The 14,661-nt window shown below is 70.1% G+C and carries 12 protein-coding genes and 2 pseudogenes; 5 read left to right on the forward strand and 9 right to left on the reverse strand.

The window, feature by feature from the left end:
- Window positions 1–146: 146 nt before the first annotated feature.
- On the reverse strand, window positions 147–548 hold the full coding sequence (locus OG746_RS39685) for a tautomerase family protein (RefSeq protein ID WP_266723585.1): 402 nt from the start codon (window positions 546–548) through the stop codon (window positions 147–149).
- A 151-nt stretch (window positions 549–699) separates the two neighbouring features.
- Between OG746_RS39685 and OG746_RS39690 the strand changes: the two genes are divergently transcribed.
- Entirely contained in the window at window positions 700–1,602 is a 903-nt protein-coding gene (locus tag OG746_RS39690; RefSeq protein WP_266723587.1) for a LysR family transcriptional regulator, read from the forward strand.
- Here OG746_RS39690 and OG746_RS39695 read toward each other — a convergent pair.
- The gene (locus OG746_RS39695) at window positions 1,581–3,191 is read right to left on the reverse strand and encodes a sigma factor (RefSeq protein WP_266723589.1); all 1,611 of its coding nucleotides are present in this window, start codon (window positions 3,189–3,191) and stop codon (window positions 1,581–1,583) included. The genes OG746_RS39690 and OG746_RS39695 overlap by 22 nt on opposite strands.
- 210 nt (window positions 3,192–3,401) lie before the next feature.
- On the opposite strand from OG746_RS39695, the gene OG746_RS39700 reads away from it, so the two are divergent.
- Window positions 3,402–3,842 carry an SsgA family sporulation/cell division regulator gene (locus tag OG746_RS39700; protein ID WP_266723591.1) on the forward strand — a complete coding sequence of 147 codons (441 nt, stop codon included), beginning with the start codon at window positions 3,402–3,404 and terminating at the stop codon, window positions 3,840–3,842.
- A 36-nt stretch (window positions 3,843–3,878) separates the two neighbouring features.
- Here the strand turns inward: OG746_RS39700 and OG746_RS39705 are convergent, their stop codons facing one another.
- From OG746_RS39705 to OG746_RS39715, 3 genes are all read right to left on the reverse strand, one after another.
- Window positions 3,879–4,334 carry a VOC family protein gene (locus tag OG746_RS39705; RefSeq protein ID WP_266723593.1) on the reverse strand — a complete coding sequence of 152 codons (456 nt, stop codon included), beginning with the start codon at window positions 4,332–4,334 and terminating at the stop codon, window positions 3,879–3,881.
- A 76-nt stretch (window positions 4,335–4,410) separates the two neighbouring features.
- Entirely contained in the window at window positions 4,411–5,583 is a 1,173-nt protein-coding gene (locus tag OG746_RS39710) for a serine hydrolase domain-containing protein (protein ID WP_266723595.1), read from the reverse strand.
- A gap of 146 nt (window positions 5,584–5,729) precedes the next feature.
- On the reverse strand, window positions 5,730–6,863 hold the full coding sequence (locus tag OG746_RS39715) for an Lrp/AsnC family transcriptional regulator (protein WP_266723597.1): 1,134 nt from the start codon (window positions 6,861–6,863) through the stop codon (window positions 5,730–5,732).
- 152 nt (window positions 6,864–7,015) lie between these two features.
- On the opposite strand from OG746_RS39715, the gene OG746_RS39720 reads away from it, so the two are divergent.
- Together OG746_RS39720 and OG746_RS39725 are read left to right on the forward strand one after the other, a co-directional pair.
- Window positions 7,016–8,323: a metal-dependent hydrolase family protein gene (locus OG746_RS39720; protein ID WP_266723599.1), complete on the forward strand. Its 1,308-nt coding sequence runs from the start codon at window positions 7,016–7,018 to the stop codon at window positions 8,321–8,323.
- Window positions 8,320–9,900 (forward strand): AbgT family transporter, encoded by a 1,581-nt coding sequence (locus tag OG746_RS39725; RefSeq protein ID WP_266723601.1) that lies wholly within the window; start codon window positions 8,320–8,322, stop codon window positions 9,898–9,900. Before OG746_RS39720 ends, OG746_RS39725 begins: the two co-directional genes overlap by 4 nt.
- A 17-nt stretch (window positions 9,901–9,917) precedes the next feature.
- Here the strand turns inward: OG746_RS39725 and OG746_RS39730 are convergent.
- Window positions 9,918–10,826: pseudogene (locus tag OG746_RS39730) on the reverse strand (non-reducing end alpha-L-arabinofuranosidase family hydrolase); the annotation flags it as partial.
- A gap of 426 nt (window positions 10,827–11,252) precedes the next feature.
- Between OG746_RS39730 and OG746_RS39735 the strand changes: the two are divergent.
- Window positions 11,253–12,287: pseudogene (locus tag OG746_RS39735) on the forward strand (endo-1,4-beta-xylanase); the annotation flags it as partial.
- 56 nt (window positions 12,288–12,343) lie between these two features.
- Here the strand turns inward: OG746_RS39735 and OG746_RS39740 are convergent.
- From OG746_RS39740 to OG746_RS39750, 3 genes are read right to left on the reverse strand one after another with little or no spacing between them, the layout of a single operon-like run.
- Window positions 12,344–13,177 (reverse strand): alpha/beta fold hydrolase, encoded by an 834-nt coding sequence (locus tag OG746_RS39740; RefSeq protein ID WP_266723605.1) that lies wholly within the window; start codon window positions 13,175–13,177, stop codon window positions 12,344–12,346.
- Window positions 13,178–13,194: 17 nt separating this feature from the next.
- On the reverse strand, window positions 13,195–13,515 hold the full coding sequence (fdxA, locus tag OG746_RS39745; RefSeq protein ID WP_266723607.1) for a ferredoxin: 321 nt from the start codon (window positions 13,513–13,515) through the stop codon (window positions 13,195–13,197).
- A gap of 7 nt (window positions 13,516–13,522) precedes the next feature.
- Window positions 13,523–14,527: an NAD(P)/FAD-dependent oxidoreductase gene (locus OG746_RS39750; protein WP_266723608.1), complete on the reverse strand. Its 1,005-nt coding sequence runs from the start codon at window positions 14,525–14,527 to the stop codon at window positions 13,523–13,525.
- Between the last annotated feature and the right edge of the window lie 134 nt (window positions 14,528–14,661).

Genomic DNA, 14,661 nt, shown 5'->3' on the forward strand with positions numbered 1-14,661 from the left:
GGGCAGGCGCTGTTCAGCGGGGGGAGCGACACAGGGACCCGGACTGTCGTCCCAGGTCCACGAACAGGCGCCTGACGAGCGGCGGTTGGCTGTACCGGCCGGTGAGCTCCATGATCCCGACATCATGCAGGGGGAACGGGGGTGCGTCAACGCGCGGACGACATGCTTCGGTAGAAGTCGAACTGGGTCACCCCGTGGTAGCCGTAGCTCTCCGGCGGCAGTTCGTGCAGCGCGACACCGGAACGGGCGAGAGTGCCCAGGGTGTCGGTGAGGAGTTCGTTGGCCTGGGCGATGAACGCGGCCTTCTCCGCCGCGCTGTTCGAGCCCAGGGTGATGCTGACCTCTACGTGGGCGTCGCGCGCCCCGCCGGTCATGGGCCTGCCGTCCACGTAATAGGTGCCGGGCTCAACCGCGGCGATCTGGACGATGGTTCGCGAGCGGTCCTTGCCCAGGGCAGAGACTGCCAGGTCGGTCAGGCCCTCCGCGAGAGTGTGTCGGGTCCCGACGGGGAGGTCGGGGTCGGTCACGGTGACACGGATGTAGGGCATGGCTCTCCTCGACATTTCGGCATACGCGTACGCACTTAATGACGCGCGTACTCGGCTGAACTCCGCCGGTATCGGCGGCACGGTTGAAGCCTCGCCCGACCTGGCACCATGGGTCCAACGCATACATGTCATGGCGATATGAGGCTCTCGCATGCCCCTGAACCTGCCCCAACTGCGCGCCTTCCTCGCGGTCGTCGACACGGGCGGCTTCAGCGCGGCCGCCGCCGAGCTGGGCATGACCCAGTCGGCCGTGTCGCACGCCGTCGCCTCCCTGGAACGCGAGTTGACCGCGCCGTTGCTCATACGCGCCACACCGGCGCGGACCACCGTGCTCGGCGAGCAGGTGCTGCCGCACGCCCGTACCGCGCTGGCCGCGGCCCGGTCCGTCGAGCAGATCGCGGCCGAGGCGGCCGAGTCCATGGCCGGCACCGTGCGCCTGGCCGCGACGCCGACGGTGTGTCAGGGACTGGTCCCGAGTCTGCTCAGGCACTGGCGCGAGGACCAACCACGCGTCACCGTACGGGTCTTCGAGGGTGACAGCGCCGAAGTCGCGGGCTGGCTGGGGAACGGGACCGCGGACGCCGCCGTCCTGATCGACCCGCCACCGGGCCCCGGCGTCCAGCTCGCCGACGACGGCTACCGGGCGCTCCTGCCCCGCGACCATCCCCTGGCCGGTGAGGAGCGTGTGGACATCCGTGACCTGGAGGACGACCCGTTCCTGATCTCGCCGAACGGCTGCGAGTCCCGGATCCGTACGATCCATACCCGGGCCGGCCTGCGCTTCGATCCGACCCACCGGGTACGGGACCTCGCGACGCTGATCAGCATGGTGCAGGCCGGAATCGGCATCACGGTCCTGTCCGAGGTCTCGCGCTCGCTGATCCCCGCCGACCTGGTCCTACTGCCCCTGGAGCCAGGGACCTCCCGCCGCCTCGTACTGACCGGCCCGCAGGAACGTCCGTGGCACCCGGCGGTACGCACACTGGCGGAGTCGGCCGTCACGTACCTCGCCCTGCGGGAGCGGGGTCAGCCTCAGCCGACGCGGCAGATGTAGATCGGGCCGAGCCAGCGGGTGCAGATGGGGGTGGGGGTGCTGGGCTGCGGGGGAGTGGTGGGTTCGGTGGGCTGAGTAGGGGCTGTGGGCTCGGTGGGCTCGGCCGGTTCGGTGGGTTCGGTGGTGGGTGTGGGCTCCGCCGGGGTGGAGGGCTCGGTGGGCTGAGTCTGTGTGGGCGTCGGCGTGGCCGGGGCGGCCGGTGGCGTAGGGGTGGTGTCGTCGGACGGCGGCTCGTCGGCCTTGGGCTCCTCCGGCGCGGCCCGCTCGGCTGCGGGCGGGTCCGCGGGCGTGGTCGGAGTCGCCGGGGCGCTCGGGGGCCCGGGGTCCGACGGCGCGGACGATGCCGTGGGCGCGGCCGGCGCACCCTTGTCCGCGGAGCCGCCCGGTGCCGCCTTGGTGTCGGGCCCGGCGTCGGGTTCGGCCGCGCGCTGCGACCCGCCCTGCGGAGCAACATGCTTACGTGAAGCGGAAGTTGAGGGGTCCGAGGACGGACTCGACGACGCACTGTCACGCCCGGTGGGTGACTCGCTCTGCACCGCCGCCGACCGCTGCGGCGGCACCGTATCGCCGTTCCCGGCGAGCATGAGCCCGGCCGCGACGGCGGCTCCCGCCACCGAGACCCCGAGCACCCCGGCCACGGCTCCCTGCGCCTTCGCGCCGCCGGCCAGCGCGTGCTTTACGCCGTGCAGCAGGCCGGAACCGGACCCGTGCCCGCCCGCCGCGGCGCCGGTGGCCCCGGCCCCGGCCGCGAGCGGCACCAGGAACTTCCCGGCCCCGCCGAGCACGAAGATCAGGAGCGCCGGACCCACCAGGGCCGGCAGCCGGTCGTTGGCGCGCAGCAGGACCGTGAGCCGCGCCCGGCAGTCGTCGCAGTCGTCGACGTGCGCGAGGAGCTTCTCCGACTGACGCGCGGACGCGCTGCCGCGTACGTGTGCGGGCATCCGGTCCCAGTGGCTCTCGCACGCCGGATCGTCCGGGGTCCCCGGATGCGCCCGCAGGAACGCCTGCCGCATGCCTTCACGTGCCCGGTGCAGCAGCACGGCCGTGGCCCCGCTGCCCGCGCCGATGCCCCGGCCCACCGCCTCAAGCGGCTGCCCCTCGGCCTCGGCGAGCCACAGGGCCTTCACCCACCGCTTCGGCAGCTGCCCGAGGACCTGGGACAACAGGTCCACGGCGGAGGCTCGGGTGGCCGGATCCTGGTCGCCGTAGCCCCCGGAACCGTATGAGCCGAACGAGCCGTACGAAGCATGCGTGCCGTTCGACACCTGTACCGGTTCGACGCCGGCGTGCGGGTCGAGGGGTGTCTCGCGCGCCGCCCCGCGCCCCGCGGAGGCGGCCAGGTGTCGCACGGTCGTCGTCAGGTACGCCGCGACGTTGTCGATGACATGCCCGGCGGCCAGGCGCCGCCAGACCCGGAAGTGGGCCTCGGCGACGAGATCGTCGGCAAGCCATGGGCTGCCGGTCAGCGAGCGGGCGTACGCGACGAGGCGAGGCTGCTCCGCCTCGTAGATCCGCGCGTACGCGGTGGGGCTGAGGCCGCCTTCCGTGGCGGCAGGGGGTATCGGCGCGGCGGCGGGGCCGTCGGTCATGGCAGGAGTCTTCCGTTCCGTCCGACGTCGGCGGTGCTCCGCCCGACTGCGGATCGGGCGGGGAGTTTGAAACCGTAATTCGTAAATGTCGGATTATGAAGGGGTGGGTGGCGTAGGTCACAACGACCTTTTCCGGAAATGCCGTAATGCCCCGCCCCGCTGTCGCGTCGAACGGTCACCTGGAACACGCAGTGGAGAAAGGGACCTGCCATGCCGACCACGCTGCCCGTCACGCTCGAACAGTCCGCCCGCGCCCGCCTCGTCGTCGCCGAGGGTCAGGGCCCCGAACGAAGTGTCACCGTCACCCTCCGTTATGAATCCGCCGACCCGCTCGCCCTTCAGCTGGTGTTTCCCGCGGAGGCCACGCTGGCCGGGACCGACGTGACGTGGGCCTTCGCCCGCACCCTCCTCGACGATGGCCTGCGCCTGCCGACCGGGACCGGGGACGTCCACGTGTGGCCGTGCGGCCGTGCGCGCACCGTCGTCGAGCTGCACGCGCCGCAGGGGATGGCCGTGGTCCAGTTCGACACCTCGGCCCTCCGCCGCTTCCTGCTGCGTACGTACGCGCTCGTGCCGGCGGGCAACGAGGACGTGGAGTCCGTCGTCGACCGCGCACTCGCCACACTCTTCGGCCCCGACACGGAACGGTGACGTCTGGGGCCGGGTCGGTCACCGGGCGAGGACGGCTCAGTCTCGGGGACGCTCGTCGATGGCGGGCATCGCCTCCCCGCCCGGGTGCCATCCGCTGAGGAAGCCGGCTTGCCTGCTCATGTCGACGAGTTCGATCCGTGCGCCGATGCTGTCCATCCGGTGATAGGCGAAGGGCCGACCGTAGGGGCAGCCGGAGAAGTCCACGGGCAGGCCCTCTTCCTCCAGTCGTCGGGAGCCTTCCCGGACATCGCTGGTCCAGAAGCCGATGTGGTCGAACCTGGCCCCCTTGGACGCGTCCCAGGGGCTGCCCGGCGGCCCTTCGATGAGCTCGATGAAGGGTGGCCCGCCCGCGGTGAACACGATCCGGTAGTCCCACTCGCCGAGCCGGTCGGACACGGGTTCATGCCACTCGACCCCGGCCGAACGCTGGAAGTCCCGCATCGCCTGCTCGAGATGCGGGACCACGAAGCACACATGGTAGAAGGCAGTCATCCACCCATGATCGAGCACATCGGCTCAGGGGCTCAGGCGTTCAGGGGATCAAGAGGGGGGTGAGGGGGCCAGGAGGTCATGGGGCAACCTTGTACACGGCGTCGACCAGGGTCATCTTCCGGGGGTCGTCGGCGATGCGTGTGCCCATGTGGTTCATGACGTAGCCGATACTGATGCCCGCTTCGGGGTCGGCGAGGCCGAAGGAGCCGCCGAAGCCGTCGTGGCCGAAGGCGCGCGGATTGGGTCCGTACGAGCCGTTCGCGCCGCTCAGCCAGAGGCCCAGGCCGATCTCGGTGTCGTGTGCGAAACCGGCGCCCAGTATCAGGTCCCGGCAACTGCCCTGGCCCTCGCGTACGCGTTCCGCGGCCTGCGGCGACAACACCCGGCGGTCGTCCGGGCGTTCGTGCCCGATGAACAGCCCGTACAGCGCGGCGACCCCCTGGGCCGTCGCGTGGCCACCGGCGGCGGGGATCTCGGCGGCGCGCCACTCGGGGGTGTTGGCTTCGGCGGCGCCGGTGAGCGGGTTGGCCAGGGCGGCGAGCGCGACCGGCTCCAACTGGCTGAAGGCGGCCTCCTGTTCGCTGCCGGCTGCGGCCAACGGGTGCATCAGCTGGGCAGGTTGCCGAGTCTCCTCCTCCGGGAAGCGGATGAAGAAGTCCACGCCGAGCGGCCCGGTGACCTCCTGGCGCAGGAACGCGGAGGGAAGCTGTCCGGTGATGCGCCGGATCACCTCGCCGACCAGGAAGCCGTAGGTGATGGCGTGGTAGCCGGAGCGGGTGCCGGGCTCCCACCAGGGCTCGGTGGCCGCGAGGCGCGCGGTGGTCAACTCCCAGTCGTAGAGCTCGTCCAGGGTGTGCGGTTCGCGCAGGCCGGCGAGGCCCGCGCGGTGCGACAGCAGATGGCGTACGAGGACGTTCTGCTTGCCGGCCGCGGCGAACTCCGGCCAGTAGGAGGCGACCGGCGCGTCCAGGTCCAGCAGGCCGCGGTCGACCAGGAGGTGTGCGCACAGTGCCGTGGCCCCCTTGGTCGTCGACCACACGTTGACGAGGGTGTCCTGCTGCCACGGGCGGGTGTGCGCGGCGTCGGCCCAGCCGCCCCACAGGTCGACGACCGGTTCACCGTCGAGCAGGACGGTGACGGCGGCTCCCAGTTCGCCGCGCTCACGGAAGTTGTCGACGAAAGCGGCGCGGACGCCGTCGAAACGCGCGTCGCAGTGCCCGCCGATCCGCGGTGTCGCCTGCTCGGCCATGGAACCTCCGGCTTCTCGGGCCGGGAGTCCGTAGCTCGTGTCCGTAGCTCGAGTGCCCGGCTCTACCTGTGCATACCGACTGGTCGGCATCGTCACCGCGGAACATACCGAGAGATCGAGTCGACGGGAAGGGGGCGGGTACGCGCTCACCCCTCCGGATGCCGCAACGGCACGACCCCCACGCTCCGCCCGTCGCGGTCCAGGAGCCGGCCCATGTGTTTGACCGTGCGGAGCACCACGGAGCGGTCCGCGACGGTCAGGCGGGGGAGTTTGCGGGAGAGGTGGGCCTCGAAGGTGTGGACGTCGTGCAGGGTGCGCAGCCACACGTCGACGACCAGGTTGTGCGGGCCCGCCGTGATCGCGCAGGAACGCACCTCCGGCACCTGGGACAGCACCTGGCTCGTCTCCTCCAGGTACTGACCCGGGACGGACGCGAAGTACACGGCCGAGAGTGGCCAACCGGACAGCGGGCGTGCCAGGTCGCAGCGGAGCAGGAGGCGTGAGGAGAGCAGAGCCGCGACCCGTCGGCGCACCGTCGTGAGGGTGGCGTCGCTCGATGCCGCCAGATCGCGCAGTGTCATCCGGCCGTCCACGCTGAGGAGTTCGAGAAGTCGTGAGTCGAGGCCGTCCCAGCGGGGCGGGGGCGTGGCACCCGTGGGGGCGGGTGGCGTCGCCGACTGTTCGAGGTGTGCGGTCTGCACCGCGTCCAGGCTGCGCAGCCGCCATCGGCTGCCTTCGGTGGGCAGTCCCGTCGACACATGTGTGCGGGTCGACCGTACGCCCGCGATCGGCCGGAACAGGCTCGCGGAGAGGCGTGACAGCTCGTCCAGGGTGCGGGTCTGCACGGAGGTCACCACGTCGCGGCCGCCCGCCGTCAGTTTGATGTTCGGCACCTCGGGGTCCGCCGCGAGGGCCTGAGCCACGTCCTCGGCGGCGCCCGGTTCCGTGTCCACCTCGATGACGCCCGTGACCACGATCCGGGCGTCGGTGAGGCGCGGGTACGCGGTGACCCAGGCGAGCCCGGCCTCCTCAAGGCGGCGCCAACGGCGCGCCGCCGTCACGGGATCGACGCCGAGCACCTCGCCGACCAGGGTCCATGGCGCCCGCGGATGGATCTGCAGGGCGTGCACAACGCCGCGGTCGAGTTCGTCCAGTTCAACCGGGGCGGTGGATGTGTCCGGCTCGCCGGATGTGCCGAGCCCGGTCGATGTGCCGGGCCCGCCCGTTGTGTCGGGTCCGGCACCGTTCCCCTGCCTCCCGGCACATTCCTGCGACTCCATGGGTGGCACCTTCCTGCGTGCGTCACGCGAATCCCGTACGAACCCTGCGTCGTCACACCGCGATGACGTGTGCATCCCACACTCCCCTTCAACAGGGCCCACCCACTGCCGACTTCAGGGCCCGCCGTACCGCACAGGAGTGACAGCACGCCATGACGCTCGCCACCACGCCGCACAACCCCCGGACCCCGCTGCGGATCCACAACGCCCGGCTGGTCGACGGCACCGGTAACCCTCCGGTGGACGACGCCGTCGTCCTTGTCGACGCCACAGGAATCATCACCTACGCCGGACCCGCGACGGAAGCTCCCCCGAGCGACCAGTCCGCCGCAGATGCCACGACCCGCACTGTCGACGCCGACGGACGCACCCTGCTGCCCGGCTTCTTCGACTGCCATGTCCACATGTCCTACGCTCACGGCGCCCACCCCGGGCGCCGCGCCGAACTCGACCCCGTCCTCGTCACCCTGGACACCGCCACCCGGCTGCGCGAGACCCTCGACGCGGGTGTCACCACGGCCCGTGACCTGGCGGGCCTGTCGGCCGGTTACCGTACGGCCGTCGAGACCGGGCGGATCGTCGGCCCGCGCCTTCAGACCGCCGTCCGCGTCATCAGCCACACCGGCGGCCACGGCGACGTACGCCTGCCGGACGGCACCGATCTGAGCGACGGCATGTCCGTGCTCGCCGACACCACCGACGAGGCCCGGATCGCCGTGCGCCGCGTGATCAGGGCGGGCGCCGACCTGGTGAAGGTGTGTGCCACCGGCGGCATGGGCAGCCCGTACGACGACCCGGACGACGAGGGACTCTACGAGGAGGAGATCCGCGCCGTCGTCGACGAGGCTCGGAGGCACGGCGACCGGCCCGTCGCCGCGCACGCGCAGGGCAACGCGGGCATCCTCAACGCGATCCGCGGCGGTGTCACCAGCATCGAGCACGGCTACGGCATCGACGACAGGGCGATCGACCTGGCGGGAGAGCGGGACATCTTCGTCGTGCCGACGCTGTCCACCGTGTACGCGGGCATCAACAAGGACACGATGCCCGACTACCACTACCAGAAGAAGACCCGCTGGTCCGGACTGACCAAGGAGAACATCGCCCACGCCATCGAGCGTGGCTCGCGGATCGCGCTCGGCACGGACGCCGCCGTCGGCCCGCACGGTGTGAATCTGATGGAGCTGAGCTATCTGGTGGATCTCGGTATGGATCCGATGGATGCCATCGTCGCCGGTACGCGGACGTCGGCCGAACTTCTCGGCGTGGATGAACAGTTGGGCAGTGTGACGGCGGGGCGTGTCGCCGATCTCGTGCTGTGTGATGGTGACCCGCTGGCCGACATCGGTGTGCTCGGTGACCCCGGAAACGTCGTCTGTGTCGTCCAGGACGGCATCGTCCGTAAGGATCTGCTGGGTCTCGTCGAGGGCGCCGCGTGTGCGGATGGGAGGCGGCCATGAAGTCTCCAGTGGCTGAGTTGTCGGCCTCCGGAGGGCAGGGGGAGGGGCCCGGGAAGGAGAAGCCGCGTGGCGTCGACCGGGTGCTTTCCTGGATCGAGCGGGCCGGAAACGCCCTGCCCCATCCGGTCGTCCTGTTCACCGCGTTGTTCGCGGTGGTGGCCGTCGTCTCCACCGCGCTCGCCCTCGCCGATGTGTCCGTCACCGTGCCGGGCACGGACGACACCAGGCACATCACCGGCCTGCTCACCGGCGGGGGTGTGCGCTGGCTGGTGGAGAACCTTGTCACCAACTTCGCCGCGTTCCCGCCGATCGCCGCCGTACTGCTCATGATCATGGCGGTGGGTGTCGCGGAGAAGGCGGGCCTGCTGGAGACCGCGATGCGGGCCACCCTGGCCCGCGCGCCGCGCGCCTTCCTGCCGTATCTGGTGGCGCTGGTCGCCTGTCAGGCGCACATGATGAGCGACGTGGCGGCCATCGTGCTGCCGCCGCTGGCCGCCGTCGTCTTCAAGAGCGCCGGTCGGCACCCGGCGGCCGGCCTGATCGGCGGCTTCGCCTGTGTCACCGCCGGGTACGCGGCCGGGTTCACGATCGGTTCGCTCGACGCCCTCTATACGGGCATCACCCAGCAGGCCGTCGGCGTCCTGCCCGACTCGCACCACGTCGACGTCAACATCCTCGCCAACTACTTCTTCACCGCCTCCAGCAGCCTCGTCCTCGGCCTGCTCGGCGGCTTCCTGATCAGTCGGATCCTCGAACCCCGCCTGCCTGTCTACGAGTTGGGTGACGACGCCCCGGGGGACGACGTCATCCCGCTGACCCCGGCCCAGCGCCGCGGCCTGCTGTTCAGCGCGCTGGCCGTCGTCGCGTACGCGGCCGTCGTGCTGTCCCTGTGGCTGCCCGGCGGCGCGCCACTGCGCGGCGAAGGCGGGGCACTGGTGCCGTCGCCGCTGCTCAGCGGCATCGTCCCGGTGCTCTTCGGTGCGTTCCTGCTCGCGGGCACGGTCTACGGCTTCACGGTGAAGACACTGACCGGCTCCGAAGGTGTCATCACCGCGATGACCGACTCGGTGAAGAACATGGCGGGCTACGTCGTCATGATGTTCGTCGCCGCGCAGGTCATCGCGGTGTTCAACTGGTCGAACCTGGGCGTCCTGCTCGCCGTGAAGGCCGCGGCCCTCCTGCAGTCCATCGGACTGACCGGCTTCGGCGCCCTGGTGGCCTTCGTCCTCCTCGTCTCGTGTCTCAATCTGGTGGTCATCTCCGGCTCGGCGCTGTGGTCCCTGATCGGGCCGGTCTTCGTCCCCGCGTTCATGCTGCTCGGCATGAACCCGGCGCTCAGCCAGGCGGCGTTCCGCATCGGGGACTCGGCGACCGCGGTCATCACACCGATGAACCCGTACGTGTTCCTGCTCCTGGCCCTGCTCCAGCGCTACGAACCCGAGGCACGGCTCGGCACGCTCATCTCACGGCTCGCCATCTTCGTGCTGCCGTTCATGGTGGCGTGGCTCGCGATCCTCGCCATCTTCTACGGGTTCGACCTGCCGCTGGGGCCGGGAGTGGGCGTCGGTCTCAAGTAGCCGGACCCGCCGTGCCGTCAGGGCCGCAGTGTCAGCAGACCCGGACGGTAGGGCAGGAGGCCGTAGTCGCCACCGGAGTTGGGGCTGCGTCCCTGGTAGAGCAGCTGAAGGTTGCAGGGGTCGACGGTCATGGTCTGATCGGCGTTGGTGCGGAGCAGTTCGCCGTGGCTGATGTCGTTGGTCCAGGTGGCGCCGCTGTTGGCCTTGCCGGCGAAGGGGTTGCTCTCGGTCGCGGCCTGGGGTGTCCACGAGCCGTTCAGGCTGGTGGCGGTGAACGAGCGGAAGTAGCGGCCCTGGGAGCCGATCGCCTCGACCATCATGAGGTAGCGGTTCTGGCCCTGGAGCTTGTACACCTGCGGGGCTTCGAACAGGTTGTTCGTCGTATCGCTCATGACCGTGGTGTACGAGGAGCCGAAGCTGCCCGGGAAGTTCCCGATCGGCATGCTCGCCCGGTAGATCTTGCCGTTGTCACCGGCGAAGAACAGGTACATGTTCGTCCCGTCGCCGATGATCGTCTGGTCGATGGGTCCTGTCCCGGAGCCGGTGATGCTTCCGGAGAAGAGCACGTGCTCGGACGACCAGCCGTTCGGGTTGGTGGGGTCGCTCGACGTCCGGTACGAGAAGGCGCTCCCGCCCCACTGGTAGGTGAGCACCCAGATGCTCTTCGGCGCGAAGTAGAAGAGCGAGGGCGCGACGGTGGCGGAGGACATGGTGTTCTGGCCGGCCGAGGCCATGTCCGACCAGTTGGTGAACGGGGTGAAGTTCATCGACCCCCACTTCGTCCCCGTGTCGTGCGTCGTCGCGTAGACGAGCTGCTTGCCGTTGTACGGGGCGACGGTGAAGTCCTTGAGCGAGGCCCATCCCGACTTGGGCTGCGCCAGCGCGCCCGTGGATGCCCAGCGGTACGCCGACGGGAGATCGCAGGCGTTGGGGGCCGCGGTCGCCGCGCCGACGGGCTGGGCACCGAGGAAGGCGGCCGCGAGCGACAGGGGTGCGAGGACCGCGAGCAGGCGTCTCAGGGGGACCGGGGACGGTCGGCGGAACCACATCAGAGGAACTCCCTTGAGGTCGAGGACACTTCCGAAAACTTTTCGAAGAATTCCCGGAATCTGTGACGCCACAAGCTAGGAATGTGTGGCTCCACGGTCAAGACCTGTCGCCGAACTGTCTGCAAATAGCGGCTCGTTGGGGTTCCGGAAGGTTTCAGGACTGGAACGGAAAGTTTTTCTGCGGGGCGTATTGACGATGCGCCGCCAACACCTCAATCATCCGTGTCTGAAGCCCCGGTCGTTGTTCGAGATCGCGAACCGGCGCTTCGGCCCTTCCATGATTTCTACCTTGGAGGCACCGTCATGGGCTCGTACGCCCTCTCCAGAACCGTTGCCCACCGAAAGCTCCGCTTTCTGCTGTTATCGCTGGTCGTTGGTGTCCTCGGTGCGGCCGCCTCGCTGGTCGCGCCGCCGACCGCACACGCCGACGAGAGCACGCTCGGTGCTGCCGCGGCGCAGAGCGGCCGCTACTTCGGTACCGCCATCGCCTCCGGCAAGCTGGGCGACTCGGCGTACACGTCGATCGCCGGCCGTGAGTTCAACTCGGTGACGGCCGAGAACGAGATGAAGATCGACGCCACCGAACCGCAGCGCGGCCAGTTCAACTTCACCGCTGGTGACCGCGTCTACAACTGGGCGGTGCAGAACGGCAAGAAGGTGCGCGGGCACACGCTGGCCTGGCACTCCCAGCAGCCCGGCTGGATGCAGAGCCTCAGCGGCAGCACCCTGCGCCAGGCGATGAACGACCACATCAAGGGCGTGATGGGCCACTACAAGGGCAAGATCGCCCAGTGGGACGTCGTCAACGAGGCCTTCGCCGACGGCAGTTCGGGCGCTCGCCGCGACTCCAACCTGCAGCGCACCGGCAACGACTGGATCGAGGCCGCCTTCCGCACCGCGCGCGCCGCCGACCCGGCCGCCAAGCTCTGCTACAACGACTACAACGTCGAGAACTGGACCTGGGCCAAGACCCAGGCCATGTACGCCATGGTCAAGGACTTCAAGCAGCGCGGCGTGCCGATCGACTGCGTCGGCTTCCAGTCGCACTTCAACAGCGGCAGCCCCTACAACAGCAACTTCCGCACCACGCTGCAGAACTTCGCCGCCCTCGGCGTCGACGTGGCCATCACCGAACTCGACATCCAGGGTGCCCCGGCCTCGACCTACGCCAACGTGACCAACGACTGCCTGGCCGTCTCGCGCTGCCTCGGCATCACCGTCTGGGGTGTGCGCGACACCGACTCCTGGCGGGCGTCGGACACGCCGCTGCTGTTCAACGGCGACGGCAGCAAGAAGCCCGCGTACACCGCCGTCCTCAACGCGCTCAACAGCGGTTCCTAGGTATACGCGGGTATACGCGTCCTGATGAGTCGACCGCGGCTGGTCCTGCTGGGTCAGCCGCGGCCGACCCAGTCCACGACGGTGTCGGCGAACTCCTGCGGAACCTGCTCCGGCGCCGCCACATGACCGCCGGACAGCACCCGTGTCCCGCGGCCGAGCGCGGCGGCGAACTTCGCGAGGGAGGGACGCGAGTAGTGGTCGTCCGGCGCGCAGACGGCGAGGGTGCGGGCAGTGACGAGGGGCAGACGCCCCTCCATGTCGTAGCCGGGGATGGCCCGATGACCCTCCTCGACACGGTCGAGGACGGTCAGCGCGTCGATGACGTACCGGGTGAGGGACGCCTCCTCGCCCGGCCGGTAGAAGCCGCTGCGCCGGCCCCACAGCTCTTGCAGGTGGGAGCCGTCGGGTTTCAGGTCGACGTGGTCGACCCGGTGTCCCGCGGCCGAGGCGCGCCGCTTCTCGTCGTCGACGAACGGCGTCCCGGACAGCAGCAGGCTCGCCACCCGGTCCCGCAGGCGCGCGGCCACCTCGACCGCGATCACCCCGCCCGTGTGGTGCCCGACCAAGTTCAGTCGTTCGAGGGCGAGTTGGTCGACGAGCGTGCAGACGGCGTCCGCGAACCGGTCGATGGTGTGCGGCCCCTCGGGCTTGGCGGACGCCCCGTAGCCGAGGGTGTCCATGGCGATCGCCCGGTACCGGGCACCGACCAGGGGGAGTACGTCGAGGTACTCCGTCCAGGAGCGGGGTGTCTGATGGAGCAGCAGCACGGGCTCGCCGCTGCCGGACTCCACGTAGTGCAACTGGCCGAAGCGGCTGGGGACATAGCCCTTCCGCAGCGGGACTGTGTCCGTGTCCGTCTCCGTGTTCGCGTACGTCGTGTCCGTCATACGTGGGTCGGCGGCGCTCACCGGGTGCTCACCAGCTCCGTGTCGACGCCCACCGGGCCGAGGGGTGTCGCACCGCCGGGGGAGCCGAGCGCGGCGTCGCGGCCCGGCAGGATCTCCACGAAGAAGCGCTTGTTGTCCTCGCGGAAGTCGGGGTCGGCCTTGCGGTCGACGGTGATCGCCTGCTCCGGGCAGGCCACTTCGCAGGCCCCGCAGTCGATGCACTCCATGGGGTTGATGTAGAGCTTGCGCTCACCCTCGTAGATGCAGTCGACCGGGCACTCCTCCATGCAGGACCGGTCCATGATGTCGACGCAGGACGAGCCGATGACGTACGCCATGGTGTGTTCAGTGCTCCTTCTCGGTGGAGTGCCCGGGGAACAGGGCCGCCTCCGGGTCGATGACGGTGGCCGCGTTGTTGACGGCGGTGGCGGCCTCGCCGAAGCCGACCGAGATCAGGCGGACCTTGCCGGGGTAGTCGGTGATGTCACCCGCGGCGAACACGCGCGGCAGGTTGGTGGCCATGTGGGTGTCGACGGTGATCTTCCGGGCCTGGAGGTCGAGTCCCCAGTGCTGCAACGGGCCCAGGTCGGCGAGGAAGCCGAGCGCGGCGACGACGGTGCCGGCCGTGACGAGGCGGGTCTCCTTCGTCGTACGGTGCCGGATCTCGGCCTGCTCGACCCGGTCGGCGCCGATGAGCCGGCTCACCTCGCTGTCGGTGACGATCTCCACGCCGAGGTCGCGGACCTTCTCGACGGACGCCGCGTGGGCGCGGAAGCGGGCCGTGCGGTGCACGAGGGTGACCGAGCGGGCGATCGGGGCGAGGAGGGCCGCCCAGTCGAAGGCGCTGTCACCGCCGCCGACGACGACCACGTCCCGGTCCGTGTGCACGGACGGCTCCGGCACGAAGTACTCCAGGCCCCGCCCGAGGAACTCCTCCCCGGCGGGCAGCGGGCGAGGTGTGAACGTCCCCACGCCGCCCGTGATGACAACGGCCCTGGCCCGCACCGTCGCCCCCTGGTCGCTGCGGACGACCGGCAGCCCGTCGGCGTCGTGCGTCAGCTCGGCGGCCCGGTGGCCGAGGAGATAGCGCGGGCAGTACGGCTCGGCCTGCGCGACGAGACCGTCCACCAGGTCCCGGCCGCGTACGGAGAGGAAGCCGGCGATGTCGAAGATCGGCTTCTCGGGGTACATCGCGCTGATCTGCCCCCCGAGCTGCGGCAGTACGTCCATGACGGTGACGGTCAGACCGCGGAACCCGGCGTAGTACGCGCCGTACAGGCCCGCCGGACCGGCGCCGATGATCAGGACGTCGGTGGTCAGGACGTCGGTGTCGTCGGTGAGTTGACTCATGGTGGTGAGCGTAGGAACGAGGGAGCGGTTCTCCCTATGGAGTCGTTCCGGTGAGCAGGACGGTCTCTGGGGTGGGTGGTCCGTGGGGTGGTGGCCCGTGGGGTGGGTGGGTCGGAACGCGGCGAGGGGCCCGC

Source organism: Streptomyces sp. NBC_01016 (assembly GCF_026341035.1).
Lineage (GTDB): Bacteria > Actinomycetota > Actinomycetes > Streptomycetales > Streptomycetaceae > Streptomyces.